The sequence below is a fragment of the Exiguobacterium sp. AT1b genome (assembly GCF_000023045.1).
Lineage (GTDB): Bacteria > Bacillota > Bacilli > Exiguobacteriales > Exiguobacteriaceae > Exiguobacterium.
The window spans coordinates 1,286,949-1,313,742 of the sequence record NC_012673.1 but is presented as its reverse complement, the minus strand read 5'-3'; the positions used below and the strand labels follow the sequence as shown (position 1 = coordinate 1,313,742).

Annotated in this window: 33 protein-coding genes; 25 read left to right on the top strand and 8 right to left on the bottom strand. The window is 48.5% G+C overall.

The window, feature by feature from the left end; all coding sequences use genetic code 11:
* Nucleotides 1-33: 33 nt before the first annotated feature.
* Complete coding sequence (locus EAT1B_RS06670) at nt 34-729, bottom strand: C40 family peptidase (RefSeq protein ID WP_012727389.1); 696 nt, start codon at nt 727-729, stop codon at nt 34-36.
* A 382-nt stretch (nt 730-1,111) separates the two neighbouring features.
* On the opposite strand from EAT1B_RS06670, the gene rho reads away from it, so the two are divergent.
* From rho to EAT1B_RS06620, 10 genes are all read left to right on the top strand, one after another.
* Nucleotides 1,112-2,449, top strand: a complete 1,338-nt coding sequence (gene rho / locus EAT1B_RS06665) for a transcription termination factor Rho (protein WP_012727388.1) — start codon at nt 1,112-1,114, stop codon at nt 2,447-2,449.
* 82 nt (nt 2,450-2,531) lie between these two features.
* Nucleotides 2,532-2,774, top strand: coding sequence for a type B 50S ribosomal protein L31 (locus tag EAT1B_RS06660; protein WP_012727387.1), 243 nt, complete (start codon nt 2,532-2,534; stop codon nt 2,772-2,774).
* 99 nt (nt 2,775-2,873) lie between these two features.
* Nucleotides 2,874-4,097 carry a sodium:proton antiporter gene (locus EAT1B_RS06655; protein ID WP_012727386.1) on the top strand — a complete coding sequence of 408 codons (1,224 nt, stop codon included), beginning with the start codon at nt 2,874-2,876 and terminating at the stop codon, nt 4,095-4,097.
* A 106-nt stretch (nt 4,098-4,203) separates the two neighbouring features.
* Complete coding sequence (locus EAT1B_RS06650) at nt 4,204-4,815, top strand: thymidine kinase (RefSeq protein ID WP_012727385.1); 612 nt, start codon at nt 4,204-4,206, stop codon at nt 4,813-4,815.
* 82 nt (nt 4,816-4,897) lie between these two features.
* Nucleotides 4,898-5,968 (top strand): peptide chain release factor 1, encoded by a 1,071-nt coding sequence (prfA, locus tag EAT1B_RS06645; protein ID WP_012727384.1) that lies wholly within the window; start codon nt 4,898-4,900, stop codon nt 5,966-5,968.
* Nucleotides 5,965-6,825, top strand: coding sequence for a peptide chain release factor N(5)-glutamine methyltransferase (gene prmC / locus EAT1B_RS06640; protein WP_012727383.1), 861 nt, complete (start codon nt 5,965-5,967; stop codon nt 6,823-6,825). The genes prfA and prmC overlap by 4 nt, the downstream gene beginning before the upstream one ends.
* Nucleotides 6,806-7,816, top strand: a complete 1,011-nt coding sequence (locus EAT1B_RS06635; RefSeq protein ID WP_012727382.1) for an L-threonylcarbamoyladenylate synthase — start codon at nt 6,806-6,808, stop codon at nt 7,814-7,816. The genes prmC and EAT1B_RS06635 overlap by 20 nt, the downstream gene beginning before the upstream one ends.
* Nucleotides 7,817-7,837: 21 nt before the next feature.
* Complete coding sequence (locus EAT1B_RS06630) at nt 7,838-8,338, top strand: low molecular weight protein arginine phosphatase (RefSeq protein WP_012727381.1); 501 nt, start codon at nt 7,838-7,840, stop codon at nt 8,336-8,338.
* A 4-nt stretch (nt 8,339-8,342) separates the two neighbouring features.
* Nucleotides 8,343-8,783 carry a ribose 5-phosphate isomerase B gene (gene rpiB, locus EAT1B_RS06625; RefSeq protein WP_012727380.1) on the top strand — a complete coding sequence of 147 codons (441 nt, stop codon included), beginning with the start codon at nt 8,343-8,345 and terminating at the stop codon, nt 8,781-8,783.
* Nucleotides 8,780-9,322, top strand: a complete 543-nt coding sequence (locus EAT1B_RS06620) for a TIGR01440 family protein (RefSeq protein ID WP_012727379.1) — start codon at nt 8,780-8,782, stop codon at nt 9,320-9,322. The genes rpiB and EAT1B_RS06620 overlap by 4 nt, the downstream gene beginning before the upstream one ends.
* 36 nt (nt 9,323-9,358) lie before the next feature.
* Here EAT1B_RS06620 and EAT1B_RS06615 read toward each other — a convergent pair whose 3' ends face one another.
* From EAT1B_RS06615 to EAT1B_RS06585, 7 genes are all read right to left on the bottom strand, one after another.
* Nucleotides 9,359-10,495, bottom strand: coding sequence for a low temperature requirement protein A (locus EAT1B_RS06615; RefSeq protein ID WP_012727378.1), 1,137 nt, complete (start codon nt 10,493-10,495; stop codon nt 9,359-9,361).
* A gap of 16 nt (nt 10,496-10,511) precedes the next feature.
* Nucleotides 10,512-11,219 carry a type 1 glutamine amidotransferase domain-containing protein gene (locus tag EAT1B_RS06610; protein ID WP_012727377.1) on the bottom strand — a complete coding sequence of 236 codons (708 nt, stop codon included), beginning with the start codon at nt 11,217-11,219 and terminating at the stop codon, nt 10,512-10,514.
* Nucleotides 11,220-11,300: 81 nt separating this feature from the next.
* Nucleotides 11,301-11,639 carry a helix-turn-helix domain-containing protein gene (locus EAT1B_RS06605; protein ID WP_012727376.1) on the bottom strand — a complete coding sequence of 113 codons (339 nt, stop codon included), beginning with the start codon at nt 11,637-11,639 and terminating at the stop codon, nt 11,301-11,303.
* 9 nt (nt 11,640-11,648) lie between these two features.
* The gene (locus EAT1B_RS06600; RefSeq protein WP_012727375.1) at nt 11,649-12,185 is read right to left on the bottom strand and encodes an NAD(P)H-dependent oxidoreductase; all 537 of its coding nucleotides are present in this window, start codon (nt 12,183-12,185) and stop codon (nt 11,649-11,651) included.
* Nucleotides 12,182-12,835: an SDR family oxidoreductase gene (locus EAT1B_RS06595; protein WP_012727374.1), complete on the bottom strand. Its 654-nt coding sequence runs from the start codon at nt 12,833-12,835 to the stop codon at nt 12,182-12,184. Before EAT1B_RS06595 ends, EAT1B_RS06600 begins: the two co-directional genes overlap by 4 nt.
* A 50-nt stretch (nt 12,836-12,885) precedes the next feature.
* Complete coding sequence (locus tag EAT1B_RS06590) at nt 12,886-13,323, bottom strand: MarR family winged helix-turn-helix transcriptional regulator (protein WP_012727373.1); 438 nt, start codon at nt 13,321-13,323, stop codon at nt 12,886-12,888.
* An 82-nt stretch (nt 13,324-13,405) separates the two neighbouring features.
* Nucleotides 13,406-14,191: an alpha/beta hydrolase gene (locus EAT1B_RS06585; protein ID WP_012727372.1), complete on the bottom strand. Its 786-nt coding sequence runs from the start codon at nt 14,189-14,191 to the stop codon at nt 13,406-13,408.
* 131 nt (nt 14,192-14,322) lie between these two features.
* On the opposite strand from EAT1B_RS06585, the gene glyA reads away from it, so the two are divergent.
* From glyA to atpA, 15 genes are all read left to right on the top strand, one after another.
* A complete protein-coding gene (gene glyA / locus EAT1B_RS06580; protein ID WP_012727371.1) occupies nt 14,323-15,576 on the top strand; it encodes a serine hydroxymethyltransferase in 1,254 nt (417 codons plus the stop codon).
* A gap of 4 nt (nt 15,577-15,580) precedes the next feature.
* Entirely contained in the window at nt 15,581-16,528 is a 948-nt protein-coding gene (locus EAT1B_RS06575; protein ID WP_012727370.1) for a hypothetical protein, read from the top strand.
* 100 nt (nt 16,529-16,628) lie between these two features.
* Nucleotides 16,629-16,877: a hypothetical protein gene (locus EAT1B_RS06570; RefSeq protein WP_012727369.1), complete on the top strand. Its 249-nt coding sequence runs from the start codon at nt 16,629-16,631 to the stop codon at nt 16,875-16,877.
* 65 nt (nt 16,878-16,942) lie between these two features.
* Entirely contained in the window at nt 16,943-17,620 is a 678-nt protein-coding gene (locus EAT1B_RS06565; protein ID WP_012727368.1) for a response regulator transcription factor, read from the top strand.
* A gap of 3 nt (nt 17,621-17,623) precedes the next feature.
* Nucleotides 17,624-18,859, top strand: a complete 1,236-nt coding sequence (locus EAT1B_RS06560; protein ID WP_012727367.1) for a cell wall metabolism sensor histidine kinase WalK — start codon at nt 17,624-17,626, stop codon at nt 18,857-18,859.
* A 108-nt stretch (nt 18,860-18,967) separates the two neighbouring features.
* Nucleotides 18,968-19,633 (top strand): hypothetical protein, encoded by a 666-nt coding sequence (locus EAT1B_RS06555; RefSeq protein ID WP_012727366.1) that lies wholly within the window; start codon nt 18,968-18,970, stop codon nt 19,631-19,633.
* A gap of 204 nt (nt 19,634-19,837) precedes the next feature.
* Nucleotides 19,838-21,052 carry a hypothetical protein gene (locus EAT1B_RS06550; RefSeq protein WP_012727365.1) on the top strand — a complete coding sequence of 405 codons (1,215 nt, stop codon included), beginning with the start codon at nt 19,838-19,840 and terminating at the stop codon, nt 21,050-21,052.
* A 98-nt stretch (nt 21,053-21,150) separates the two neighbouring features.
* Nucleotides 21,151-21,780, top strand: a complete 630-nt coding sequence (gene upp, locus EAT1B_RS06545) for a uracil phosphoribosyltransferase (RefSeq protein WP_012727364.1) — start codon at nt 21,151-21,153, stop codon at nt 21,778-21,780.
* A 665-nt stretch (nt 21,781-22,445) separates the two neighbouring features.
* Nucleotides 22,446-22,673 carry a hypothetical protein gene (locus tag EAT1B_RS06540; RefSeq protein WP_012727363.1) on the top strand — a complete coding sequence of 76 codons (228 nt, stop codon included), beginning with the start codon at nt 22,446-22,448 and terminating at the stop codon, nt 22,671-22,673.
* Nucleotides 22,670-23,077 (top strand): ATP synthase subunit I, encoded by a 408-nt coding sequence (locus EAT1B_RS06535; protein WP_012727362.1) that lies wholly within the window; start codon nt 22,670-22,672, stop codon nt 23,075-23,077. Before EAT1B_RS06540 ends, EAT1B_RS06535 begins: the two co-directional genes overlap by 4 nt.
* Nucleotides 23,077-23,814 carry a F0F1 ATP synthase subunit A gene (gene atpB / locus EAT1B_RS06530; RefSeq protein ID WP_012727361.1) on the top strand — a complete coding sequence of 246 codons (738 nt, stop codon included), beginning with the start codon at nt 23,077-23,079 and terminating at the stop codon, nt 23,812-23,814. The genes EAT1B_RS06535 and atpB overlap by 1 nt, the downstream gene beginning before the upstream one ends.
* A 65-nt stretch (nt 23,815-23,879) precedes the next feature.
* Nucleotides 23,880-24,101 carry a F0F1 ATP synthase subunit C gene (gene atpE, locus EAT1B_RS06525; RefSeq protein ID WP_012727360.1) on the top strand — a complete coding sequence of 74 codons (222 nt, stop codon included), beginning with the start codon at nt 23,880-23,882 and terminating at the stop codon, nt 24,099-24,101.
* A 71-nt stretch (nt 24,102-24,172) separates the two neighbouring features.
* A complete protein-coding gene (atpF, locus tag EAT1B_RS06520; protein WP_012727359.1) occupies nt 24,173-24,700 on the top strand; it encodes a F0F1 ATP synthase subunit B in 528 nt (175 codons plus the stop codon).
* Complete coding sequence (locus tag EAT1B_RS06515; RefSeq protein WP_012727358.1) at nt 24,700-25,233, top strand: F0F1 ATP synthase subunit delta; 534 nt, start codon at nt 24,700-24,702, stop codon at nt 25,231-25,233. Before atpF ends, EAT1B_RS06515 begins: the two co-directional genes overlap by 1 nt.
* A gap of 18 nt (nt 25,234-25,251) precedes the next feature.
* Nucleotides 25,252-26,760, top strand: a complete 1,509-nt coding sequence (atpA, locus tag EAT1B_RS06510) for a F0F1 ATP synthase subunit alpha (RefSeq protein ID WP_012727357.1) — start codon at nt 25,252-25,254, stop codon at nt 26,758-26,760.
* Nucleotides 26,761-26,794 lie beyond the last annotated feature (34 nt).

Genomic DNA, 26,794 nt, shown 5'->3' with positions numbered 1-26,794 from the left:
CTCGGTTCCGATGAACCGAGTCGTGATGTTGTATTAAAGGTATGATCCAGCGCCAACGTAGCGTGGTGCCCAGTATCCAGAAGTGAAGCTCGCGTATTTCACGCCGCCTGTTTCTGAGTTGATCATTTGTGTTTTGCTAAGTGCCATTCCAACGTGTTGAATCGTTCCGCCTGAATGTGAGAAGAAGACGAGGTCACCCGCTTGGATCGATGACTTCGAGATTTTCTTCGCGCTTGAGTATTGCTGACGTGAAGAACGTGGAAGTGTTTTTCCGATTGCTTTCTTATAAACGTGTCCAGTATATCCTGAGCAGTCAAAGCCTGCAGTTGTTGTTCCGCCATAGCGATATGGTGTTCCGAGATATTTCTTCGATTCAGCGACGAGTTTCGAACGTTTGCTTGAAGATGACGTTGAAACCGTTGTTGATGTCGACGTGCTCGCTTTCAAGTACGTATACGTTGAAGATGCTGAGATGTAACGGTGTGTGCCTTTGTAGTTGATTTTGTAGAACGAACCGGATTTACCAAGGTATGTATAGCGTTGACCTTTATCCATTTTCGCGACGACTTTCGATGACGTAAGTGACGGGGCAGTACGGATGTTCAAACCGTTTACTTTCGAGTAAGCAAATGTACCGGTAGCGGCTTCTGCTTGTTCACCTGTTGAGAACATAAGACCCGAGAAAGCGACAGTGGCAGCGACAACGATTGATGCAATACGCTTTAACATTGTGTAAATCCCTCCGTTTTTTAAAATCAAGACATTCGTATATGACAAATCGAGTAATTTTTATGGTAGAGCACAAGTTGCGAGATATACCCGGTTTCCTGTGCAAATAAACTATATCATGCGCAAGACCGATAGCATTTTTCAATCGCAAGTCAAAAAAGCGTTTTCTTGTAACAAAAATGAAACAATATGTGGATATAGCACTTATTTTGTTACAAAACCTTTCGAATCCGTGTAAGAATTTGTACATGAGGGAAATGCTTGAGCAAAATAGTCGTTTTGTACAGTGACGGCTTTGAAAAAATGTGGTTAGATGATGGCAGAACAAATGAATCAAGTTGAATTCTTCTTGTAATGAAATGTAGAAAGATAGGTGACTTGAATGAGTCAACAGACAGAACCGACAAAGAACTATACACTTCGTGAGCTTGAAACGAAGACGTTGAAAGAATTATATGAGATTGCCAAAGAAGTCAAAGTACCGAACTTCCGAGAAGCGCGGAAGCGTGAGCTCATGTTCCGTATTTTGAAATCACAGGCCGAATCAAAAGATTTATACTTCCTCGAAGGTATTTTAGAGATCATCCCACCGAATCCACAGTCTCAAAATGATGGCGGATTTGGATTCCTCCGACCAATCAACTATTCTCAATCTTCCGAAGACATCTATATCGCCGCATCGCAAATTCGTCGCTTCAATCTTCGAAACGGAGACCTCGTCACAGGGAAGGTCCGTAAACCGAAAGAGAATGAACGGTTCCAAGGTTTGTTGAGTGTGGAAGCGGTCAACGGAGAGTCGACGGACTCGACGCGTTCGCGTGATTATTTCCCGGCATTGACACCGATTTATCCAGAACAACAGATGGTGCTCGAGACAGAGCCGACCCATCTTTCGGTTCGTGTCATGGATATGATCGCACCAGTCGGGTTTGGCCAACGCGGGTTGATTGTGGCACCACCAAAAGCGGGGAAAACGTCGCTTTTAAAAGAGATTGCCAACTCGATCACGACGAATCATCCGAACGTCGAATTGATCATTCTTCTAATCGATGAACGACCAGAGGAAGTGACGGATATTCAACGCTCTGTACCGGATGCGGACGTGGCGTTCTCGACTTTTGATGAGACACCGGAAAACCATGCGCGTATTTCAGAACTCGTTCTCGAACGCGCGATGCGTCTCGTGGAACATAAAAAAGACGTGGTCATCCTACTCGATTCCATCACACGCTTGACGCGTGCGTACAACCTGTCTGTTCCACCAAGCGGACGGACACTCTCGGGTGGGATTGACCCGGCGGCGTTCCACAAACCGAAAAAGTTCTTCGGAGCGGCACGGAATATCGAAGATGGGGGCAGCCTGACTATCCTCGCGACAGCGCTCGTCGATACCGGATCGCGAATGGACGACGTCATCTATGAAGAGTTCAAAGGAACGGGGAACATGGAACTGCATCTGGACCGGAAATTGGCAGAGCGCCGGATCTTCCCTGCAATCGACATTCGTCGCTCGGGAACACGGAAAGAAGAGTTGTTACTCGGGAAGGACGAACTCGATTCGCTCTGGACGATTCGTCGTACGATGAACGAGTCTCCAGACTTCGTCGAACAGTTCTTACGCCGTGTCCGTGAGACGAAAACAAACCTCGACTTTTTTGCTGCGCTAGAGGCAGATAAGAAAAAAAGACGACCGGTGAAAAAAACGAAAACAGACTTGTAAAACCTATAGTAGGGTGATATTATATTCTAGTGAACTTTCTCTAGGTTGAAAGAATACTTAGGGCCGAAGGAGTTGAAAAGCAATGAAACAAGGAATCCACCCAGAATACCGTAAAGTCGTATTCATGGACTCGACGACAGAATTCAAATTCATCACTGGTTCAACTCGTTACTCTAACGAGACAATCACGATGGAAGATGGAAACGAGTACCCACTCATCCGTGTCGATGTATCTTCTGATTCGCACCCGTTCTACACAGGTCGCCAGAAATTCGCATCTGCAGATGGTCGTATCGAGCGCTTCAACAAGAAATACCAACGTTAATCGTAAAGTTGTATGCTCACCGCCTAGGGATTGCCCTTGGCGGTTTTTTGTTGCATCGACACGGGTAAAGAGACGAAAGTATGTCGTGAGGGGGCCGTTATGGAATTTATACTCATTAGTATCAGCTTGTTGATCGGGGTCGGCATCATGTCTCAATGGTTGGCATGGCGTTATCAAATCCCGGCAATCATCATTATGACGCTCGCTGGAGTATTGGCCGGTCCGATCCTCGGGCTGTTCGACCCGCGTGAATTATTAGGGGATTTATATAGTCCCATCATTTCGTTTGCGGTCGCCATCATCTTATTCGAAGGAAGTCTTGGGCTTCACTTTAGCGAAATCAATCAGTTCCGGAGGTCGATCGTCCGGATTGTCACGATTGGAGTCGCGCTCTCATTTGTCGGGATGTCGCTACTCATTCAATATGTAGGAGGATTACATTGGGTCGTCGCCTGGACGATGGGGGCGCTCTTCGTCGTGACGGGTCCGACTGTCGTCATTCCGTTGTTACGTCAAGCACATTTGAAAGATCGGGTCGGAGCGATTTTGAAGTGGGAAGGCATCATTGTCGATCCTGTCGGAGCATTACTCGGACTCTTCGTCGTTCGACTTGGATACATCGTATATGAAGGTATGGATTTATGGATGCAACTTCTCTTTGCAGGTGCCTGTATTGTAGGGATTGGACTCGGTTACTTGTTCGGCCATCTCTTGATGGGATGGTTTGTGGCAGAAAAAGTACCTCGCTATCTCCGTGCCTCGGTTACGTTGACGGCTGTCCTCATCTTATTCTCACTCAGTGAGCTTATGATGCATGAAGTCGGGCTTCTCGCCGTGACGGCGATGGGGATGACGATGGCCAATACGAAGCATCGGGATGAAGAAATCATCGAAGAACTGCAATCATTCAAAGAGGATATTTCAATCTTGCTCATCTCGTCTGTCTTCATCTTGTTGACGGCTTCCCTGTCCCGGGCCGAGCTGTTGAATATTTTCCAATGGCCGCTTCTCTTGACGATTGCGGGCATTCTGTTCTTGGTTCGCCCAGTTGCGATTTACTTGTCGACCATCGGTGGAGGTTTGCCGCTAGCGGAACGAGGATTCATCGGTTGGATTGCCCCACGCGGGATTGTCGCGATGACGGTCGCGGGATTCTTTGCTGAAGAAGTCGCGCATCTCGGGATTGACGATGCGAAGCAAATGTTGCCGCTCACACTCGGTCTCGTCTTCATTTCCGTCACACTGCACGGTCTCACGATTCGACCGCTCGCGCGTAAATTGAAATTAATCGATGAACAAAAAGAGGCGAACGCTGACGAATAAAGGACGGAGTTCTTTCAATCAGCATTTAGGAGAAGTCAACCCTTTTCCTCAACTCGAAAGATAGGTATAATCGGAAAGCGATTATCGATGGAGAGGGCGAAGAACAATGATGCATGTGACGAACCGATATGGTTGGATTGAAGTGATTTGTGGGAGTATGTTTTCGGGGAAGTCGGAGGAATTGATTCGCCGAGTCCGCCGTGCTCATTATGGAAAGATTCCGGTCCAAGTGTTCAAACCAGCAATCGACGACCGGTATCATGAAGAGAACGTCGTCTCACACACAGGGAACTCGGTCGTGGCCGTGCCGATCGCATCGAGCCAAGAATTATATGATGCTGTACGTGAAGAAACACAGGTCATCGCGATTGATGAGGTACAATTCTTTGATGAGGGAATTGTGGACGTCATCGAACAACTTGCGAACGAAGACAAACGCGTCATCTGCGCCGGGCTCGACATGGACTTTCGGGGCGAACCGTTCACGATGATGCCTGAACTGTTGTCACGCGCGGAGTTCGTGACGAAACTACAGGCAATCTGTTTATCATGCGGCGCGCCTGCTTCACGGACACAGCGTCTGATTGACGGGCAACCGGCTCGGTATGAGGACCCGGTCATCTTGGTCGGGGCTTCCGAGTCTTACGAACCACGATGCCGACATTGTCATGATGTACCGAATAAACCACATCCGGTCCGCCATACGGTGGTAGACTGATGAATCGACGGACCGCCCTCGGCGGTCCGTTTTTTTGCTATAATAGATAGAGTTTGATTTGACGGAGAAAGGACGGATCATCATGTTTGACCGTTTAAGTGTATTAGAAGATCGTTACATGCAATTGAATGAAATGCTCGCCGATCCTGAGGTGCTCAGTGACTCGACGAAGTTGAGACAATATTCGAAAGAGCAGGCACAACTAGAAGAGACGGTACAGATGTATCGTCAGTATAAAGAGACAAGTCAGGCGTTCAAGGAAGCGAAATCGATGCTTGAAGACCGGACGCTCGACGCCGAGATGCGCGAATTGGCAAAAGAAGAGATGAACCTCCTCGAGCCAGAAGTCAAAGAGCTAGAGGCGAAACTGCGGATTTTATTGCTTCCAAAAGACCCGAACGATGAAAAGAACGTCATCGTCGAAGTCCGAGGGGCGGCAGGCGGAGACGAAGCGGCGCTCTTTGCGGGAGATTTGTATAAGATGTATACGCGATTTGCTGAACGTCAAAATTGGAAAGTGGAACTGATTGACGCGAACTATACCGAACTCGGTGGATTTAAAGAAGTGACGTTCATGATCAACGGGGCAGGCGCCTATTCAAAGCTCAAGTTTGAGAACGGAGCACATCGTGTGCAGCGGGTCCCGTCGACGGAGTCGGGCGGACGAATCCATACGTCCACAGCTACGGTAGCCGTTCTCCCAGAGGCGGAGGATGTCGAAGTGCACATTGATATGAAGGACGTACGGGTCGATACGTTCACTTCATCTGGTCCAGGTGGGCAATCGGTCAACACGACGCAATCGGCTGTCCGTTTGACACACATCCCGTCAGGACTCGTCGTATCGTGCCAAGATGAGAAGTCGCAACATAAAAATAAAGACAAGGCGATGAAGGTCCTACGGGCACGTCTCTATGACAAGATGCAAAGCGAACATATGGAAGAATTATCGGCACAGCGTAAATCGGCTGTCGGAACAGGTGACCGTTCCGAACGGATCCGCACGTATAACTTCCCGCAAAGTCGTGTCACAGATCATCGGATCGGCTTGACCCTTCAAAAGTTGGACCGTGTCCTAGCAGGTGAACTCGAAGACATTATCGACGCACTCATCATGGACGAACAGGCACGTCTGATGGAGGATGCTGAATGATGCGGATTGCCGCGCTACTTAAACAGACGGAAGAACGGCTAGATGAAGCTGGACGTGACCGTGCGGCTGCCGAGTGGTGGCTCATACATGTGCTACAAGTCGACCGCACGGGTCTTCTCGTTCGTTTGTCGGATGAATTGTCCTCAGATGAAGCGGCACGGTTCGAGGCGGGAATCGAGCGTTTATTGATGGGAGAACCGGTACAGCACGTGATTGGACATGCTCCCTTTTACGGGCGCTCGTTTGAAGTGAACCGGGACGTGTTGATTCCGAGACCAGAAACGGAAGAATTGATTGATTGGGTGCTTGGGCAACTTCGTCACGTGAAGGATGATGAGATTGTCGATGTCGGAACGGGAAGCGGAGCAATCGCAATCACGTTGAGCCTTGAGCTCGGAGTACGCGTGCAAACCGTTGATATTTCGCGTGAGGCGATTGAAGTCGCTAAGCGAAATGCAGCCGCGCTCGGGGCAACTGTACAGTTTTATGAAGGCGACGGGCTCGCCCCGATTGCGGACCACTCGATTCGCGTTCTCGTCTCAAATCCACCCTATATCGAGGCGGATGAATTGTTGGATGAGACGGTCGTCGGCTACGAACCGCATCTCGCCCTCTTCGGAGGAAAAGATGGGCTCGACATGTATCGGCAATTGATTGCAGAGTCGGTGCGCGTTTTACGTGCCGATTGGCATTTGATTGCGTTTGAAATCGGGTATAACCAAGGACAAGATGTGAAATCATTACTGTCTGAACGTTATCCTGAAGCAGAAACGGGTATTTTAAAAGATATAAACGGCAAGGACCGTATCGTCTATGCCGTAAGGGAAGGGATTGCGTATGGAAACGAAATGGATTAATTCGAATGAGATTGAAGAGGGGGTACGTCTTCTTCAAGCGGGTGAAATCATCGCCATGCCGACAGAAACCGTCTATGGTCTCGCGGGAGATGCCATGAACGATGTGGCAATTCGAAAGATTTTTGAGGCAAAAGGTCGTCCGTCGGATAACCCGCTCATCGTCCATATCGCTTCAATCGAACAAACGAGTTTGTTTGTCGATTCGATTCCTCCTGTTGCCAAACGCTTGATGGATGCGTTTTGGCCAGGCGCTTTGACGATCATCTTGCCTTCAAACGGCCGAGCCTCTTCGCTCGTGACCGCGGGCCTCGATTCCATCGGGCTCCGGATGCCGAACCATCCGGCAGCACTCGAATTAATTCGTAAGTCGGGATTAGGACTTGCGGCTCCGAGTGCGAATCGTTCGGGACGTCCTTCACCGACGACCGCTCAACACGTCGCGGATGATTTGAACGGACGAATCGCAGGAATCGTGGATGGAGGTCCTACCGGAATCGGAGTCGAGTCAACCGTTGTGGATTGTACGGGTGACACGGTAACGATTTTACGACCAGGTGGTGTGACGCGAGAAGAAATGGAAGCCGTCATTGGCCCAGTCGCCTTAGATGCCAATTTGAGCAACGATGAAGCCGCGCCACGATCGCCGGGAATGAAATATACGCACTATGCCCCGACAGCACCTGTTTTTTTAGTCGATGGGACACGTGAAGATTTGGAGCGTGTCATCGAGGAGCGGAAGCAAGCGGGGTTACGAATCGGTGCCCTCGTCTTCGACGAGAACCCGACACCGGCTGAGGTCACGTATTCACTCGGGACCTCGATGGAAGTGGCGGCGCAACGCTTATACGATGCGCTTCGTCGATTTGATGAAACAGACGTGGATGAGATTTATGTGAACACGATTGAACCGGTCGGAGTTGCATTAGCCGTCTATAACCGTTTATACAAAGCGGCGGGCGGAAAGGTTGTGCACCCGACGAAAGATGCCTAAAGACATAGAGGAGGACACGCGATGTCAATGAAACGCGTATTATTCATATGTAGTGGCAACACGTGCCGAAGCCCGATGGCGATGGCCTTGCTCCGTTCGAAGATGACCGGGGACGAGTTTGATATTCGCTCAGCCGGTCTACGGACGATGCAAGGATTCGATGCTTCTGAAAATGCACTGCAAGTTCTCAGAGAACGTGGGATTGAGCTCGATCATGTCACCCAGACGTTCGATGAAGTGTTAGGGAATTGGGCGGATATCATCTTGACGATGACACGCGCACACCGTGAACAAATTCGGGATACATACCCGGATTTGTCGGAGCGGACGTACACGCTCTATGAATTCGTGACGGGACTCGAGCGAGACATCAACGACCCGTTTGGCGGTTCGATGAATGTGTATCGCCAAGTGCGAAACGAGCTCGAACCACTCGTGAATCGACTTGTGTTAAAATTAACGAATGATGGGTCAAAGGTGACGAAACCACCGAGACGCCTACCAAAGAAGACGGGGGAATGAACGAATGAAAATTGCAATTGGCGCTGATCATGGCGGCTTCAACTTGAAGAAAGAAATCGTAGCCTTGCTTGAGGAACTCGGACATGAGTATAAAGATTTCGGGACGCACTCAGCGGACTCGATTGACTACCCGGATGTGGCCATCCCGGTCGCGGAAGCGGTAGCGGCAGGTGAATTCGATCGTGGGATTTTGATTTGCGGTACGGGAATCGGAATCGGGATTGCGGCGAACAAAGTCAAAGGGATTCGTGCGGCACTCGTCCATGATTCATTCAGTGCAAAAGCGACACGTCAGCATAACGATTCGAACATCATGACGATGGGCGAGCGTGTCATCGGACCTGGTCTTGCACTCGACTTGGTGACGACGTGGCTCGATACGGACTTTGAAGGCGGTCGCCATTCAAACCGTGTCGACAAGATGAGTGCTTACGAATCGAAGTGAGTCAAATGAAGACGGAACTTCTCGGATTTTTGACGGAGCTTCACGAACGGTTCCCGTTGAATGATGAGCGCATTCTCGTCATCGGATGCTCGACGAGTGAAGTGCTCGGAAAAACGATTGGGAAGGCAGGTTCCAATGATGTCGCAAGCGAATTGATGGAAGCATTCCTTGAATTTAGAGAGAAGACAGGTGTCCATTTGGCGTTTCAAGGGTGTGAGCATATCAATCGTGCCCTCACCGTTGAGCGCCGGACACTCAAACAGTTCGGCCTCACTGAAGTGACGGTCGTCCCGGTCCGTTCCGCGGGCGGGGCGATGTCGGAGAAGGCGTATGCGAACTTCGAGGAGCCATGTGTCGTCGAATCGATTCAAGCAGATGCCGGGATTGATATCGGCTCGACATTAATTGGGATGCATTTGAAGCCGGTCGCCATTCCGGTCCGGTTGTCATCGAAGCATCTCGGCGAGGCGTACGTCACGTTTGCGGTCACGAGACCGAAACTGATTGGTGGGCCAAGGGCTCAGTATTCGGCAAATTAAAAGAACTCCTACCGATTTTCATCGGTAGGAGTTCTTTTAATTTTGTGCATGAGGCTTTAAGTGTCTAACCCAATAATACATTCCTTGCAATAGGACGATGAAGAGGACAACGATTGTCATGGATACAAAAAGATAGACAGAGTCGATCAACCAATATCCCCCGATTAGAAAAGAACCGAGTAATAACCGTAATTGAAGAAAGTGTCGAGTCATACGTTGCGACAACTCATCTTTTTTGCCAACGATGCCAGAGCCTCCTGTCGTGAATAGGAAAAGGAGTACACCGATTAACAGTAAGAGCATCGATTTCGGGTCTTCTACTTTCAAACCGATAAAGGTAGAACGGATGAGTAAGAGTGAAGCGACAATCCCTAAATTCCACATGCTCCACCAGTAAATATGCCAGGCGGTCGGTTCGAATAGGCGGTATATGACTTGATCGTAGTAAATCCAAAAGCAAGCAACAATGAGTAAAAACAAGAGGAATGGCAGTAACAACTGAGATGATTCGCTCAAGATATAGATGACTCCGAGCACGCCTTCCCCAAGGACGAGCATCGTGAAGAGCCCGAACCGCTCAGGTAGATGGTTATGCGTGAGGGCAGGGAGTTTTTCATGGGACCGGAGTGTAAACAGCGTCTGAAATAGTTCGATCAGAAGTGCAATCGTGACAAGCGGAATCATCCAATGGGTCAACCACCCGAGAGTCACGAGTATCATTGCGATTCCATGACCAATCAGTAAGACACGGAACGTCTGACGCTGAGCTGACTCGGTCATCTTGATGCTTCCCCACATAAACAACAGCCAAAAACGAGATAGGACAAAGCTTAAGACGAACCATCCATACTCGTGATTGGTTGTGTAATGAATCGAATAGGCGAACAATCCGATTGGGACCATGAGAACAATCATGAGTAGACGGTGACGTGTCGTATTTTCTTCATACCGATCCGAATAGAAAGTGGAACTCCTCCACACAATCCAAGGTGCTGTGAACAGGATGAAAAACCAAATGATTGTATGAACGAAACCATCTGCAAGATGCGCTTCTACATAGTGAATGACTTCTGCCAGTGAGGCGATAAACACAAGGTCGAAAAAGAGTTCGATCCAGGAAGCTTGTCGATGTCCTTCGGTTGAATGAACATGTGGTCGAGACCACTCACTCATGTCATCTCCTCCCTCGTCATGTACCTTCAAAGTAGCGAACGAGTTCTTCTGCGACAGCTTGGCCAGATTCTTGTTGCTGACCAGTGATTAAATGACCATCTCGAACGACGTATGGTGTCCAAGGTTCAGCTTTTTTGAAATGAGCGCCCAACTTGATCGCTTCTTCTTCGATTCGGAATGGCATGACTTTCATTCCTACGGATGCATCGGCCTGATCTTCTTCTTCGTTTGTAAATCCTGTCATCACTTTACCTTCAACGAATGGACGATTTTCCTCTTGCAGGTATAACAATAAACTCGTTCCGTGGCAAAGGGCGATAGAAGGTTTTCCGCTTGCGTAGAACGCTTCGAATGCTTCTTTTAATGAGTCGGCATCTTGGAACGTAAACATGGGTGCCTGTCCGCCGGCAACGAGAATCGCATCGAAACCGGAAAGGTCGAGATCACTAATTTTTGGCGTATTTTCTAGCAAAGCAAGGAAATCAGCATCGTCTAGATACTTGAGAGACAACGTATCATGTTTCGAGTAACCACTTTCATGTGTCGGATCGCTCAGCGCATCCCACTCGACTTTGCCACCGTCTGGACTAGCAATCGTCAGTTGATGACCTGTTGCACTCAACACATCATACGGGTGCGTCAATTCAGATAACCAAAAACCGACTGGCCAATTTGTTGTGGTCGAGACAGTTGGGTTGGATACGACCAATAATACGGATTTCATAAAAAATTCCTCCTTCGTTAGGTGAATACGATGACTTTCTTCAATCGTATCAGCTATACAAAGGAGGACAAGTACGCACTTTTAGGTGAGTGACTCTGTTTTATAGCGCATACCCCATTGTTGTAGGGCGAGTAAAACCGGCTCTAGTTCTCGACCTTGATCGGTCAATTGGTATTCGACGTGTGGGGGATTTTCATGAAAATCAATTCGTAACAAGAAACCGTCTTCTTCAAGAGATTTGAGTGTCTCAGCCAAAACTTTGTGACTGATTCCTTGAATCAATCGCTTCAGTTCACCGTAACGACGAGGGCGGCGTAACACGTGCCATAACACAAGCACTTTCCATTTCCCCATAATGACATTCATGCTCAATTGTACGGGGCATTCAAATGTTCGATCTTGATACAAAAAAGTAGCCATAGATACTCCTCACTTTCGAATGAGATGAACCTCGGTGACGTGTTCTACAAGATGACGTGCGCTCAGTTCTAATTGTTCGGCTGTGAGTGTCCGCACACCACTCTCAATATAAGGAGGGAGATACGTCATGCCTGTCAGGTTCGCCATCGCGCGAAACGGTGACAACAATTCCTCCATCATAAAACGATTATACCCATCCGGTCGATAAGCGTCAGCGGGACCACCCGTTGAGACGGCTAAGACAAATTCTTTCCCATGTAATTGTGTACCCGATTGTCCATACGCCCATCCATAGGAGAGGACGACATCTTGCCATTCCTTCAAGAGGGCTGGGCTACTGTACCAATAGAACGGGAACTGAAACACGATCCGGTCGTGTGACACCAGTAATTGCTGTTCACGTGTCACATCGATTTTGAAATCGGGATAAGTCGCATACAGGTCATGAACAGTCACCTCATGATGCTGTTCGAGAGCTTCTTTCCATGCTTTGTTGACACGAGACGTTTCTAAGTTCGGGTGGGCGAGGATGACGAGCGTGCTCATGCATGGTCCTCCCCATACATGCGCTCAACTTCCGTTTGCTGAACATGCATGTCATATAATGCTTCCGCGATGCGGTCTGGTGCGAAATAAGTCCCCTCTTGTACGAACCCTTTAATGGTCAATGTCCCGACGTAAATCGAGGAGTCGGCCAATTCTTCATGAAGACTATAGGCGAGATTACGGAGTGCAGCTTTTCCGATGGCGAGCGAGGCGTAGTCTGCCGACGGGTAAAGTGCGAGTCCGCCACCTGTCAACAAGATGGAACCCGTATTCATGAGCGGGGCGGCAAAGCGTGCACTCATCAATGCGCCAAGTACGTTCACTTCGAAATCGCGGATGACGTCCGCTGAAGAAAGCGTAGTTGGACGACCTGGTGTCGCAGCCATGGCGTTGTAGACGACCGCATCGATGGAGCCGAACGTGTCATAGATTTGATCCATTACCAATTTTAAATCCTCTTCTGATCGCGTATCGACTTCGAACCGTTTCGCTTTATATCCTTTCTTTGCAAGTTGTTTTTCATAGTCCATTAGACGATCAGCGTTTCGAGCGAGTAACGCGACTTGATAACCATTTTTGGCGAATCGTTCCGCTGTATGAAGACCAATTCCTGGACCGGCTCCGATAATGACTGCTGTTTTCATTGACATGATGATGTCCTCCTTAATAGTTGTATATACACATGAGGGTGTAAAAAATTTTATTTTTTTTCGAGTTGTTCATTTGCTTCGTGCAACGTCTTGCTGAGAAGTTCACTTTCCTCTTTCCCGAGGATCGAAGCATAGTTTGCAAATAGGGTCTTGAGCGATTGACGAAATGCTGTGTATGTCGCCTCTCCAGAAGGTGTCAACGTGATATGCGATTGCTTTCCGATGACGTCGCGTTGAAGCAATCCCGATTTCTCTAATTTATCGAGGAAACGGGTACTCGTTGAAGGGGCGAGTGATAAGCGTTCACTCAATTCCTTTTGGGTGATCCCGGGATGGAAATGCACAACGAGCATTAAGTAGTAGTAAGACGGTGCCAATTCTCCATCGATTGCCTCATCGGCGAGTTTTGAGATGTTGCGCGCGAAGCGGCTGGCAGTGAAATAAAGACAATACATCAGAATGTCATCTTCTTCTTGAATACGTTCCATCAGATTCTCCTTTCCTCGACGTTTGTACATACAACTTAAAATAAAATATGGTGAGTGTCAACAAAGGACACTCACCTCAAGTTTACAATTCTTCGCCGAATAGATAGGAGATGACCATCGGGAAACGCTCGCGCCAGGCGAGCTCATTGTGAACTCCTTCTTCAATCACTTCGAAGCGGATGTGCTCGACCTTGTCTTTTAACAAGTTGTACACGCGTTCGCTCGACTCACGATACATTTCATTTGTTGGCCCATTTTCAATCGGTTCCTCGACCTCTTTCGCGCCGACGTCCAAGTAAAGACGTTCCACTCCCTTCAAATCGCTCGCCTCAATCAATTGTTCCAGCTCGGTTTGGTTGAACCAAAATGCAGAGGATAGGGAAGCGACGCGTTTGAAGATGTCTGGATACACACAGGCTGCGTACACCGAGATGAGTCCACCCATCGAACTCCCCATCATCGCTGTCGCTTCCGGGATCGTCCGATAGTCGGCATCGATTTGAGGTTTCAATTCCTGCGCGATGTATTCGATATAGGCGGAACCTTGCCCGCCGAGCACGATGTCACGACCGAGCAAGCTCTCCCCGATATAAGGGTTTTCCCATGGTCCATACTCATCGAGGCGTTGTTCGCCTGGTGCACTATCGAGGGCGACGACAATCAAGTCGCGCTTCGAGGCATCTAAGTATTCACCGACGCGCCAGCTCATATTGTAGCTCGCATCCTCGTCATCAAAGCAGTTCTGTCCATCGTGCATGTAGAGGACCGGATATCGTTTTTCGGATGTCTCATAGTCGGCAGGTGTGTAAATTCGGATCGTTCGTGTCCGTTCGAACGGTGTAATCGTCAGTTCTTTTGTCTCAATCATAAGTGGCCTCCTCACAGTTACATTCCTATTAATGATACCCAACTTTTCATCAGATTATTGCGATACCCAAAAAAACAAGCGTGTGGTACGATGGGGGTGTTGATTTTTAGACATTTAGAGGGGGTCTTCACATGGTAAACACGACGAAGTTGAAAGTGCAGGATGCGGAATTGTTTGAGGCAATGCAACACGAGCTCGGTCGTCAGCGCGACAACATCGAACTCATCGCTTCAGAAAACTTTGTTTCAGAAGCGGTCATGGAAGCGCAAGGAGGCGTATTGACGAACAAATATGCCGAAGGATATCCGGGACGCCGTTACTATGGTGGCTGTGAGTTTGTCGACGTCGCTGAGAACTTGGCGCGTGACCGTGCGAAAGAATTGTTCGGTGCAGAACATGCGAACGTACAACCACACTCGGGTGCACAAGCGAACATGGCGGTCTACTTCACGGTGCTTGAAGCAGGAGATACGGTTCTCGGAATGAACCTGTCTCATGGTGGTCACTTGACGCACGGGAGTCCGGTCAACTTCTCAGGTGTGCAATATAACTTCGTCGAATACGGTGTAGACAAAGAGACAGAACACATCGATTATGACGTCGTCGCTGCACTTGCTAAAGAACATAAGCCGAAATTGATTGTCGCGGGAGCATCAGCATACCCACGTACGATCGACTTCGCGAAATTCCGTGAGATCGCGGACAGTGTCGATGCTTACCTTATGGTCGATATGGCGCACATCGCTGGACTCGTGGCAGCGGGGCTTCACCCGAACCCGGTCGAGCATGCGCACTTCGTCACGACGACGACGCATAAGACGCTTCGTGGACCACGTGGCGGAATGATTCTTTGTAAAGAAGAGTTCGCCAAAGCGATCGACAAGTCGATTTTCCCAGGGATTCAAGGTGGACCACTCATGCACGTCATCGCAGCGAAAGCGGTCGCGTTCGGTGAGGCACTCCAACCGGAATTCAAAGATTACCAACGTCAAGTCATTGCGAATGCGCAAGCACTTGCGGCAGGTCTTGAAGAAGAGGGACTCCGAATCGTATCGGGCGGAACGGACAATCACCTCTTGCTCGTCGATCTTCGAGGAATCGACATCACAGGTAAAGCGGCTGAGCATGCACTAGATGCAGCGGGAATCACAGTCAATAAAAACACGATTCCATTCGACCCGGCATCACCGTTCGTCACAAGCGGAATCCGTCTCGGAACGGCTGCGATGACGACTCGTGGTTTCAAAGAAACGGATATGAAAGAAGTGGCACGTCTCATCGGGCGTGTGCTCAAACAACATGAAGACGAGGCGGTAATCGCGGAAGCACTTCAAGACGTGCGATTGTTAACGGCGAAGTTCCCGCTTTACCCTGAACGAGGCTGAGTCAATGGATATTCGGACACTAGCAGAACGAGAGCTATCCGAACTTCCATTGTTCGATATGACAGAATGGTTGGCTCGTAAAGGGGAATACGATCCGTCTTTCCGTCTTGTCGCCAGTGAGTTCGGTGTCATCACGACGCTCCTCGACCATGGCTATTATGAAGAAGCGAGTGAACGAATCGTGCCGCTCCTCGGGATGAAAGTGCCTGCTGCTTTCCATCGACTAGGTCTTGCGCTAGAAGTAAAGGCGAACGGAAAAAAAGCGGCCAAGCGCCGCTTTCGTTCGTTCTCGTCGGCTGTCATCCAACATTCGGATTTAACCGAATGGCGACAGGCGTTCAAGTTCGATAAGAAATGGCTCGGACTCCCGCTTGTCGTTGGTCTTGCAGCTGTAGCGCTCGTATTTTGGCCAGATTCCGAACCGCCAGTCGTCACGCCGGACGAACCGGACGAAGTCGTTGTCGAGACGGTGACAGAAGAAGAAGCGCTCGCGGAACGTCTTGAAGAACTCGAGGCAGAGGTCGCACGACTCGAAAAAGAGAATGAGAAACTTCAAGATTCGGACGAACAGAAGCCAGAGGAATCGACTGAAGAAGCACCGGACACCTCAACGGATGTCGTACCGCTGACCGAGGTGGAAGCACTCGTCCAAGACAAACAGTATGAAAAAGCCGACCGCCTATTAGACGGGAAAGCGAAAGTCGGACAAGAACAAGCAGTCGGATTTTATCGACTTCTTGTCGACAATAAGTTAGGACAAGCAGACATTGCGGACTATGCGGCTTATATCGAGTCGTATCCGGAATCCGGTTATAAGGCGGATGTCCTTTGGATGAAAGGGATTGCCGAGAAAAAAGCGAATGACCCGGCTTATCGTGAAACATTGACGACCGTTTCAGAGATGGAAGGGACGTATTGGGCACCGATTGCGAAGTCCGTGCTCGAAGAGTAAGGTGCTACGGAAGTAGCACCTTTTCTCATGAAATTCTAATGGAGTACACCACGATTTCTCGTTTTCCTGTCGTATGATTCGAGGTAGGAGGGATGCGTGCATGAAACGTTTAATGAAAACCATTGGAACAACTTTATTAGCAATCGGACTCATGGGAATCGGACTTGCCGGATTTTTATTCTTCACTTCACCTGGACAATCTAGCCTGTCGCAACTATCGCTAGCGGCGCTGGAAGTCGAACAGCAGATGGAACAAGTCGATACGACGTGGGATGAATGGGAAGATGATTTAGAAAGACGAATCGAGCAAGCCATTCCAGAAGGCGTTCGCCTGTTTTTTGCGGATTGAATTCGGGAATTGAATAACAATACGTCGAGCGAACCGCTCGGCGTTTTTTCAAAGGAGTGAGCAGGATGCAGACGATTCTCGTCGTAGAAGATGATTCGAAGATTGCGCGATTACTGGAGTTGGAATTGAAGCACGCGGGGTATGCGGTCATGGTGGCGACAGACGGTCGTACCGGTTTGGAACGAGCGCTCGCTGACGATGTCGACCTCGTGTTGCTTGACGTGATGTTGCCTCAAATGAGTGGACTCGAGGTCGTCCGTCGTCTGAAAGAAGAGCGACCTTTGTTACCCGTTCTGATGGTGACGGCCCGTGGCGATCGATACGACAAAGTGAGTGGACTCGATCTTGGCGCAGATGATTACATCACGAAACCATTTGAAATAGAAGAAGTGCTCGCACGGATTCGGGCATTTTTACGAATGCGCCAGCTTGTTCGTCAAGACCATTCCGAACAGGTGTTGACGTACGAGACATTGACTGTCGACGTGAATCGTCATGAAGTATATTGTGACGGAAAGAAAGTAGATTTGACTCGACGTGAGTTTGACTTGTTGGTTTTCTTTTTAGAGAATCCGGAGCGTGTATTGACGCGTGACCAACTCGTCGAACACGTGTGGGGATTCGACTACTATGGGGATACGAACGTCGTGGACGTGTATGTCCGATACGTCAGGAAAAAACTGACCGGCTCTTGGATTCAAACGGTTCGCGGTGTCGGCTATATGTTGAAGCGTGGTGAGTGACCGATGCTGCGAACAAAAATTGCATGGGCGATGACGGGGTTCATGTTATTGCTTCTTCTCGTCTCCTTTGGCGTGACCTGGTTCGTCGCCAGGCAGGAAATTGTCGATTCGCGTTTTGACGTGTTACTGCAGGCGTTAAATCTATTAGAAGAAGATGTCCGGAATAGCGATGCGGTATTGTCGCTTCATGAGGACAGTGTCGTGTTAGAACGTCAAGAAAACGGCGAATGGGGAATAATCGGGGGAGAAGTGCCGGACGGAACGACGTTTCCCATCAATTACGGGGAACCGGCCCTCATCGATGATTGGTTTGTGGTCGCGACGACGGATGGACTAGCGTTCGGCTTTCAGGATCGAGATGTGAGCAATACGATTCAAGCGCTCGCAACCATTTTTCTCGTCATGTTCTTTCTTGCCGTTCTCTTGACGTTCCTCGGGACGTGGTGGATATTACGTCAAGGTTTGTCACCGTTACGCCGATTGACAGAGACGATGGAGCGGATCACGGAGTCCGGTAAGTTAGAGACGATCGAAGTGGCTGACCGAAAGGATGAAGTGACGACCCTTTCGAACGGATTTAATCATATGATCGAGCGAGTCGAAGGGACGATGGAGCAACAACGTCGTTTCGTCGCCGATGTTTCACATGAACTCAAGACACCGTTGACCGTCATCGAGGGCTATGCGAAGTTATTACAACGGTGGGGACAAGAAGATGAGAGTGTACGTGCCGAAGCGATCGACCATATTTTAACGGAGTCGCGTCAAATGCGACATGATTTGATTGAACCGATGCTCGAATTGAATCGGTTCACTGCACTCGAACAGGTAGAGCGAGAAGAAATCGATTTAGCTGAACTTGGGGAATCCATAGGAGAACGTTTTGTACGGTCGCACGGCGTCCAGTTACCTATTGAAGCTACAGGAAGCTGGTTCGGTCATCGTGAGTCGTTACAGCGGATTCTTGTCATCCTATTAGACAATAGTTTGAAGTATGCGGAAGAGACGAGCCTTCATTTAAAGAGTGATCGGATTGAGGTACGCGATCGAGGACCCGTTCTAACGGATGATGTGAGGAATCGGCTGTTCGACCGATTCTATCGATTGGATGAAGCGCGCGATCGAAGTGGGAGCGGTCTTGGTCTCGCGATTGCGAAAGAAGTGGCGGACTTGAATGAGTGGACGATCGGAAGTAAATCGAATCATCCGGATGGTAGTATATTTTTCCTGACTCGATGATGAATATTTCGCATTTTCTCATCAACTTCTAATGAAGCCTTAAATATGCTCTCACGGAAGAGGCTTATGATGAAAATAAGAAGAACACATCATGAGGAGGAAATAAACATGAAACGCATCGGTTGGATTATCGGCGCATTATTAGCTGTCATGGCAATTGTTGGAATTGGATTTTACGTAAACGGGAATCAGACGGATACGGTCATTGTTCCACAAGCAATCAATCAAGCGAGTGACGATCAATCAACGGACAACCCAGATGACGCTGCTACATCGGATGACTCAAGTAGCGCATCAGATGATTCGTCAGCAGCGCGAGTGGGGGATGGAGACGACTATGAACTATACGGGACGCTCGTGAAGTTATCGAAAGAAGATGTCACCATCAGCTTCAATGGAAAAGAGTCGACATACCCTTTAGCGGCGACACATGAAATCGATGATGATACACCGCAAGTGGGTGACCGGGTAAAACTCGAATTGAACCGAGATGATGAAGTGAAGGAAGTGGACCGTGAGAGTGGTGATGATGATGCATATATTTACGGCACGCTCGTCAAACTCACAAATCAAGAAGTCACGATTAAAATCGATGGGAAAGACAACGTATATCCACTTGTCGCACGTTCTGAAATCGATGATGACACCCCGCGTGTCGGCGACCTTGTCAAACTTGAACTGAATCAAAAAGGGGAGGTTGTTGAAGTCGACCGTGAATCGCAGGACGACTCATCTCAAGATGACTCACCTGAAGATGAGCGAGAAAACGACTGATGGTGTGACGAAAAGGACTAATCTTTTGATGGATTAGTTCTTTTTTTGTGGCTAGACGTTGAGGCATAAAATGGATTGGACCGCTTTTATCAAATCATCAGAAACGTAATAATTCTGAAATCATCACAAAAATAGGTTATATGTTATGATGTACAAGAAAAATTTAGGTGGTTTCCACCTAATTGGGAATGAGGAGGGACATCAATGCATACGTATTGGGGAATCTTACTCAGTTGTATCTTGTTGAGTGGATGTGGTGCCGAGACGTTGAACGCAATCGAATTACGTCCTTTGTCTTCCTATCGAGTCGAGCAAGATCCTGAGATATTATTAACGAAACAAACACAAGAGAAACTACTTACATACTGTGAGCGTCGTCCGACAGATGTCTTGCCCGAGCGACGAGCCATGGTGGCGGAAGTGACGTTTCATCATCCGCTCTATGAAGTACTCGGCTCCAAAACAGTGAAATATTTTGCGGCGGGAGATGAACGTTATGTCACTTGTGCGAACAGCAATGAGTTGATGGAGCGAACATTTGCTGTGGAGCCCATTCAAGCGTATGAAGCGCTCGAGCCAGAGCGGTTTCAAGAGTCGAACGTAGTTTCGACGATTGAGTTTGAGCGTATCGACGACCTTAAAGCGGTGACCAGTACGTTCAACTTGAACGAGACGCATGAAGAAGTGATATCCGATTCAGCTTTTCGTTATAAGACGCCAGATACGGGGGCAATCTATGTGACGTTCGAGACGATTCGAAACGGACGCACACTTGACCCAATCATTGAACCGAAACTATACCCGTTTCAAAGCGGAGAAAATGAAGGGTATGTCTTCTTGACGAGGCGAGCCGATGATCGTCTCACCCTTCAAATCGGAGACGCGCCCTCGCTCAGACAACTCGTCCTTCCGAATATGTATGAGGCTCCTTACATGAAAGTCGACCCGAAAGAAGAAGAGCTCTCACTAAAAGGAGATCACCGCGAACTCATGAAACGCATCATCTTATCGGATCAACCGATTGAAGAAGATGTGGCTGAAGAGACGTCGTTGTCGTTATCGAAAACATATGGAACGGTCCTCGAAATCTGGGGGCATGTCCGCCGTCCTGTGACAAACAAGATGTCCACGCGCCCCGCCGAAGGAGAGACGCGCCTGGCCGTTTTTGAATCGGATCAAGATACAATCTGGTTAGACGGACCGAAAACGCAAGAATTGTTTGACGCTTTGTCTCATATTCAGCCGCATGAAAAACCGTCTGTAGCTTTCAAAATCGGAGACTTGCATCTGTATGAAGAATTGACCGAGCAATCCTTTGATGTATGGAAAACGGAAACAGAACTCTATTTAGTCGATCCACACACATCACAATCGTATGAACTTCCAGCCAATGACTATTTCCAGATCAATCAGCCATAAGTGGCGTCTGACCTTTGATAAATTAGAAGTTGACTCTACCCATCTCAACAGACTTAGGGTACAATGCTCGAGAGAGAATGAGAGAGGAGTGAAGCAAGATGGGAAAAGTACATGTTTATGACCATCCTTTGATTCAGCACAAAATGACGATTATGCGTAAAGTAGAGACGGGGACGAAACAGTTCCGTGAACTCGTCGACGAAGTTTCTTCACTTATGGCATACGAAATCACGCGCAGCCTACCCCTAACAGACGTAGAAATCGAGACACCGGTCTCTGTTTCCACGCAAAAGATGATTGCCGGTAAGAAATTGGGAATTGTCCCTATTTTACGTGCAGGACTTGGTATGGTGGATGGGTTCCTCAAAATGATGCCGAACGTAAAAGTCGGTCATATCGGTCTTTACCGTGATCCGGAAACGCTTGAGCCACACGAATACTACTTGAAACTTCCGACAGACGTCACAGAACGCGACTTTATCGTCGTTGACCCGATGCTCGCGACTGGTGGTTCTGCTGTTGATGCGATCGCATCACTCAAGAAACACGGAGCGAAGTCAATCAAGTTGGCATGCCTCTGCGCAGCACCAGAAGGCGTAGAACGTGTACAAGCAGAACATCCGGATGTAGAGATTTATCTTGCTGCACTCGATGAAAAATTAAATGACCACGGTTATATCGTTCCTGGACTTGGGGATGCGGGTGACCGTTTGTTTGGTACGAAGTAATGACTTAAAAGCGAGAATCGCCTGTGCGATTTTCGCTTTTTTTTGACGATTGACACGAAAAATATTTATCATTTACATATGTCACAAAATAGACACAAAACTAGAGCGAGAAGAATGACGAACGAGGATGGAATATATCTATTCTTTCCTATTTAAATAGAATTCCGCTATTTCGGATATGTAACCAGTGGTGAGGAAGCGATTTTGAACCGGATGAGATTCCTCACAAAAAAATGGGCGAAATCGCTCGACATGGTAAAAACATCCTCGGTATACTGATACAGGACGTTGAAAACGATTTCAAAATGAAGTCAACCGACGTTTCGTAACTCTTTGTGAACGTAAGCGTTTACCGATTGAATTTTCCAAAACGTGGGGGTATAACTGAACTATTCTTCATCTGATTCCTTTTGTGAAATGTTATAAAGTCAACATTTTTATTTCAACGTTTCTTCACACTTTCTTTAAAAAGTGCCTCGATCGTTTAGTTTATGAAGTGCGTAAAACTATTGATACGACTTGATTTAAAGCGCTTTTATAATTGTGAAATTCATTGACTTCTTATGCCATTTCTATTACTCTGAACTTGTGTGACTTTTGATGGTCACGCGAGTGTGAATTCGTGAAGGATAAGGGAGTACGTGAGACTCGAAAGGGGGATTTGGATGGCGAAAAAAGACAATCGTTATCTATCCTATGCCTCACTCGCTTCACAAATCTCGACAGCACTTGCTGGACCGATCGTCATCGGTTATCTCGTCGGACAGTACGGCGAAAGACGTGAATTTTGGGGCACGTTTGGTTGGAATGTGTCGATTATCCTTGGACTCGTGTTCGGGGTTACGGCGCTAGTTCTCACCCTTCGGAGTTTATTGACAGGAGAGGACGAATGAATACGATTCAAGCAGACAGAAAAGCACAAAAAGAGTTGATGAAGCGTTATACGAAATGGTTTACCGTCTGGTTTGCAATTTTGTTAGTTGGCGCCTTCATCGTCCCGATGTACAAAGCCGTTTTTCTCGGATTGTTCATCGGTGGGGTCGGAAGTCTCATCATTCTACATATGCAGAATCGAAGTGTCATACGCATGTATGACGTCATCGAGCATGGACGACGACCAAAGTCGCACGGGACCGTTTCAAGAATGGCGGTCGGTGCGTTAGCAGTGATAGTCGGTCTTCTCTACGAGGATCGAGTGTCCGTCATCGCGGTGGTAACTGGTCTAATCGCCGGCCACATCATACAATTTGGCGAGTTTACACTTGCCCAGCTCAGCAGGAAAAGAGGTGAATATTAATGGGTCATGAGTTTCCCACATATTCTCTGCACTTTGGGGACTATACGTTATACGGGAGCTGGACGAACGTCATTACAGTGCTAGTTGCAGCGTTACTCGTCTTCGTATTCGCCATTTGGGGGACAAGACGTTTGGCAATGAAGCCGACTGGCAAACAAAACTTCATGGAATTCTTCGCGGAGTTCGTACGTGGAATCATCGCAAGTGCGATGGACTGGAAGACAGGAGGACGCTTTATTGGATTTGGGATGACGTTGATTTTGTTCATTCTCTTCTCAAACTTGATGGGTCTACCGTTTAACGTCATTTCCGGACACTATTTGTGGTTCAACTCACCGACGGCCGATCCTTACGTAACCTTGGCGTTGTCGACACTCGTCGTTGCAATGTCGCACTATTACGGGGTGAAGCTACACGGGTTCAAGCACTATTCAGCGGAATTCGTAAAACCAGTCTGGTTCTTGCTTCCGATCAAATTGATCGAGGAGTTTGCGAACACGTTGACGCTCGGTTTGCGTCTATACGGTAACATCTTTGCCGGTGAAATCATGATTACCATCATCTTGGGACTCGCGATTACAGCCGAAGGCGCACTCAACCCGCTCGGTGCAATCTTTGCGGTCTTCCCAATGATTCTATGGCAAGGTTTCTCAATCTTTATCGGGGTTATCCAATCCTACATTTTCCTGACGCTTGCAATGGTGTACATCGGGCACAAAGCTTCGGCCGAACATTGATTCGGACATCTCGCCAAAGCGTTACAAACAAATTATTTACTTAACTTTTAGGAGGAATATACACAATGGAACAACTTAATCTTCTCGCAACAGCACTTGTTATCGGACTTGGAGCACTCGCAGCTGGTATCGGTAACGGTTTGATCGTATACGGAACAGTACAAGGACAAGCACGTCAACCAGAACTCAAAAACGAACTTCGTCAAACAATGTTCATCGGTATCGGTTTGGTTGAGGCCCTCCCGATCATCGGTGTGGCTGTCGGTTTCCTTCTCCTCAACTCTTGATTCCGAGTTAACGAGAATAGCATGAGAGGGAGCACGTCTCCCTCACTTATTTAGTCAAGAGGAGGGTATGCATGGATACGATGATGATTGCAGCTGGTGCTGGCGGCGAAGGCCTCCGCATTCTGGATATGATCTTTACAATTTTCACATTCCTCGTACTCTTGGCCCTGTTGAAGAAATTTGCTTGGGGACCACTCCTTGGAATGATGAGACAGCGTGAAGAGTATGTAGCGAACGAAATTGAACTCGCTGAAAAGAGCCGCAAAGATGCGGAACATTATGTCGTTGAACAACGTGACGCACTCAGTGCAGCACGTACTGAGTCAAAAGAAATGCTCGACGCAAGCCGTCGACAAGCAGAAGCAGAACAAGCACGCTTGGTGGAGCAGGCGCGTTTGGAAGCCGAACAAATTAAAATCGAGGCAGAGAAAGCGATTGAGCGTGAGCGTGAGCTTGCGAAACAATCTCTTCAAACGGAAGTCGTCACACAGGCGCTTTCGGCAGCACGCCACGTCCTTCAATCAGACCTTAAAGGCGATGAAGCGAAACAACGTGCCCTCGTCACAGACTTCCTGTCTAAAGCGAAAGGTGCGAACTGATGAACGCATCACTAGCAAAACGCTATGCCAAAGCGCTCTTCGACTTAGCGCGGGAACAAGGCACGCTCGACCAAGTCGAAGCGGAAGTGCGTCTGCTCGATGAAGTGCTCCACGCGACTCCTGAGCTCATGGATCTCTTAACGAATCCGGCAGTCAGTGACAGCGAGCTTGCACAGCTTTTAAAAGACAGCTTTGGTGATATGACGGCGATTGTCGTGAACACACTTCTCGTCATGGTCGAAAACGACCGTGCGGCAGAGGTTCGCGCATTGCCACGTTACGTCCGCGAATTGATCAACGACTACCGTGGGATTGCAGAGGGTATTGTCACAAGCGCCTACCCGTTGTCGGCAACAGACTTGAAAGACGTCGAACTCGTCTTCGGACAGAAGCTCGGGAAGACGCTCCAATTGAAGAACGTCGTCGATGAAGAAGTCATCGGTGGACTCCGTGTCCAAGTCGGATACACGACGTACGATGATACGATCGAAACGAAACTTACACGCCTTGAGCGTGAATTGTTGAATGCGTAAGAAATAGGGGTGAATTCAATGACAATCAAAGCTGAAGAAATCAGCGCCCTGCTAAAAGAACGAATCGCTTCGTACGGTTCTGAAATCGAAGTCAGCGAGACAGGTACAGTCATTCAAGTAGGTGACGGTATCGCTCGTGCACACGGACTCGATAACGTTATGGCGGGGGAACTCGTAGAGTTCTCTAACGGCGTAATGGGCTTGGCGCAAAACTTAGAAGAAGGTAACGTCGGGATTATCATCCTTGGCGATTACAAAGGTATTAAAGAAGGCGACTCTGTCAAACGTACAGGTCGTATCATGGAAGTTCCAGTTGGTGAGGCACTCCTCGGACGTGTCGTCAACCCACTCGGACAACCAATCGATGGTCTTGGACCAATCGTAACTGACACGTATAACCCGATTGAGCGTAAAGCTTACGGCGTTATGGCACGTAAATCGGTTCACGAACCACTTCAAACAGGAATTAAGGCGATTGACGCCCTCGTTCCAATCGGTCGTGGTCAGCGTGAGCTCATCATCGGTGACCGTCAGACAGGTAAAACATCTGTTGCCATCGATACGATTATCAACCAAAAAGAAGAGAACATGATTTGTATCTACGTTGCTATCGGTCAGAAAGAATCGACTGTACGTGGCGTAGTAGAGACGCTTCGTCAAAACGGAGCGCTCGACTATACAATCGTCGTTTCGGCATCGGCATCACAGCCGGCACCACTTCTTTACCTCGCACCATTCGCAGGGGTATCGATGGGTGAGTACTTCATGGATCGCGGACAACACGTCCTCGTCGTTTATGATGACCTTTCGAAACAAGCGGCAGCTTACCGTGAGCTCTCGCTCCTTCTCCGTCGTCCTCCAGGCCGCGAAGCCTACCCAGGGGATGTCTTCTACCTCCACTCACGCCTTCTTGAGCGTGCAGCGAAGTTGAACGACGAACTCGGCGGTGGTTCATTGACAGCACTTCCGTTCATCGAGACACAAGCATCGGATATCTCAGCATATATCCCGACAAACGTTATCTCGATCACAGACGGTCAGATCTTCCTTCAGTCGGACCTCTTCTTCTCTGGGGTACGCCCAGCGATCAACGCAGGTCTCTCGGTATCGCGTGTTGGTGGTTCGGCACAGGTGAAAGCGATGAAGAAAGTTGCTGGTACACTTCGTCTTGACCTCGCGTCTTACCGTGAGCTCGAAGCGTTCGCTCAGTTCGGATCAGATCTCGACAAAGCGACACAATCGAAGTTGAACCGTGGTCAGCGTACGGTTGAAGTCTTGAAACAAGACTTGAACGCACCGCTTTCTGTAGACAAGCAAGTTATCATCATCTACGCACTCACGAAAGGTCATCTCGATGACATCCCAGTCACAGACATCCGTCGTTTCGAAACAGAAATGAACGCATGGCTCGACCAAAACCGTAAAGACCTCTGCCGTGAAATCCGTCAGACAGGAAACCTTCCTTCAGACGAGGCAATGGTCGACGCAATTACGGAATTCAAAAAGACGTTCTCGCCATCGGTTTAATCCGGTGACGAGCGTCTATTAAGGTGGTGAATCG

Bases quoted from the DNA above. Each gene is read 5' to 3' on its own strand.
- EAT1B_RS06655 (WP_012727386.1), top strand. From the start codon at position 2,874: ATGGAATTTATACTCATTAGTATCAGCTTGTTGATCGGGGTCGGCATC.
- EAT1B_RS06550 (WP_012727365.1), top strand. From the start codon at position 19,838: ATGCATACGTATTGGGGAATCTTACTCAGTTGTATCTTGTTGAGTGGA.
- EAT1B_RS06660 (WP_012727387.1), top strand. From the start codon at position 2,532: ATGAAACAAGGAATCCACCCAGAATACCGTAAAGTCGTATTCATGGAC.
- EAT1B_RS06600 (WP_012727375.1), bottom strand. From the start codon at position 12,185: ATGAGCACGCTCGTCATCCTCGCCCACCCGAACTTAGAAACGTCTCGT.
- EAT1B_RS06615 (WP_012727378.1), bottom strand. From the start codon at position 10,495: ATGAGTGAGTGGTCTCGACCACATGTTCATTCAACCGAAGGACATCGA.
- EAT1B_RS06670 (WP_012727389.1), bottom strand. From the start codon at position 729: ATGTTAAAGCGTATTGCATCAATCGTTGTCGCTGCCACTGTCGCTTTC.
- atpA (WP_012727357.1), top strand. From the start codon at position 25,252: ATGACAATCAAAGCTGAAGAAATCAGCGCCCTGCTAAAAGAACGAATC.
- atpF (WP_012727359.1), top strand. From the start codon at position 24,173: ATGGATACGATGATGATTGCAGCTGGTGCTGGCGGCGAAGGCCTCCGC.
- EAT1B_RS06595 (WP_012727374.1), bottom strand. From the start codon at position 12,835: ATGTCAATGAAAACAGCAGTCATTATCGGAGCCGGTCCAGGAATTGGT.
- EAT1B_RS06610 (WP_012727377.1), bottom strand. From the start codon at position 11,219: ATGAAATCCGTATTATTGGTCGTATCCAACCCAACTGTCTCGACCACA.
- EAT1B_RS06555 (WP_012727366.1), top strand. From the start codon at position 18,968: ATGAAACGCATCGGTTGGATTATCGGCGCATTATTAGCTGTCATGGCA.
- EAT1B_RS06630 (WP_012727381.1), top strand. From the start codon at position 7,838: ATGTCAATGAAACGCGTATTATTCATATGTAGTGGCAACACGTGCCGA.
- glyA (WP_012727371.1), top strand. From the start codon at position 14,323: ATGGTAAACACGACGAAGTTGAAAGTGCAGGATGCGGAATTGTTTGAG.
- EAT1B_RS06585 (WP_012727372.1), bottom strand. From the start codon at position 14,191: ATGATTGAGACAAAAGAACTGACGATTACACCGTTCGAACGGACACGA.
- EAT1B_RS06570 (WP_012727369.1), top strand. From the start codon at position 16,629: ATGAAACGTTTAATGAAAACCATTGGAACAACTTTATTAGCAATCGGA.
- EAT1B_RS06535 (WP_012727362.1), top strand. From the start codon at position 22,670: ATGAATACGATTCAAGCAGACAGAAAAGCACAAAAAGAGTTGATGAAG.
- upp (WP_012727364.1), top strand. From the start codon at position 21,151: ATGGGAAAAGTACATGTTTATGACCATCCTTTGATTCAGCACAAAATG.
- EAT1B_RS06650 (WP_012727385.1), top strand. From the start codon at position 4,204: ATGATGCATGTGACGAACCGATATGGTTGGATTGAAGTGATTTGTGGG.
- EAT1B_RS06590 (WP_012727373.1), bottom strand. From the start codon at position 13,323: ATGGAACGTATTCAAGAAGAAGATGACATTCTGATGTATTGTCTTTAT.
- atpE (WP_012727360.1), top strand. From the start codon at position 23,880: ATGGAACAACTTAATCTTCTCGCAACAGCACTTGTTATCGGACTTGGA.
- rpiB (WP_012727380.1), top strand. From the start codon at position 8,343: ATGAAAATTGCAATTGGCGCTGATCATGGCGGCTTCAACTTGAAGAAA.
- rho (WP_012727388.1), top strand. From the start codon at position 1,112: ATGAGTCAACAGACAGAACCGACAAAGAACTATACACTTCGTGAGCTT.
- EAT1B_RS06605 (WP_012727376.1), bottom strand. From the start codon at position 11,639: ATGGCTACTTTTTTGTATCAAGATCGAACATTTGAATGCCCCGTACAA.
- prfA (WP_012727384.1), top strand. From the start codon at position 4,898: ATGTTTGACCGTTTAAGTGTATTAGAAGATCGTTACATGCAATTGAAT.
- EAT1B_RS06565 (WP_012727368.1), top strand. From the start codon at position 16,943: ATGCAGACGATTCTCGTCGTAGAAGATGATTCGAAGATTGCGCGATTA.
- prmC (WP_012727383.1), top strand. From the start codon at position 5,965: ATGATGCGGATTGCCGCGCTACTTAAACAGACGGAAGAACGGCTAGAT.
- EAT1B_RS06575 (WP_012727370.1), top strand. From the start codon at position 15,581: ATGGATATTCGGACACTAGCAGAACGAGAGCTATCCGAACTTCCATTG.
- EAT1B_RS06560 (WP_012727367.1), top strand. From the start codon at position 17,624: ATGCTGCGAACAAAAATTGCATGGGCGATGACGGGGTTCATGTTATTG.
- EAT1B_RS06540 (WP_012727363.1), top strand. From the start codon at position 22,446: ATGGCGAAAAAAGACAATCGTTATCTATCCTATGCCTCACTCGCTTCA.
- EAT1B_RS06515 (WP_012727358.1), top strand. From the start codon at position 24,700: ATGAACGCATCACTAGCAAAACGCTATGCCAAAGCGCTCTTCGACTTA.
- atpB (WP_012727361.1), top strand. From the start codon at position 23,077: ATGGGTCATGAGTTTCCCACATATTCTCTGCACTTTGGGGACTATACG.
- EAT1B_RS06635 (WP_012727382.1), top strand. From the start codon at position 6,806: ATGGAAACGAAATGGATTAATTCGAATGAGATTGAAGAGGGGGTACGT.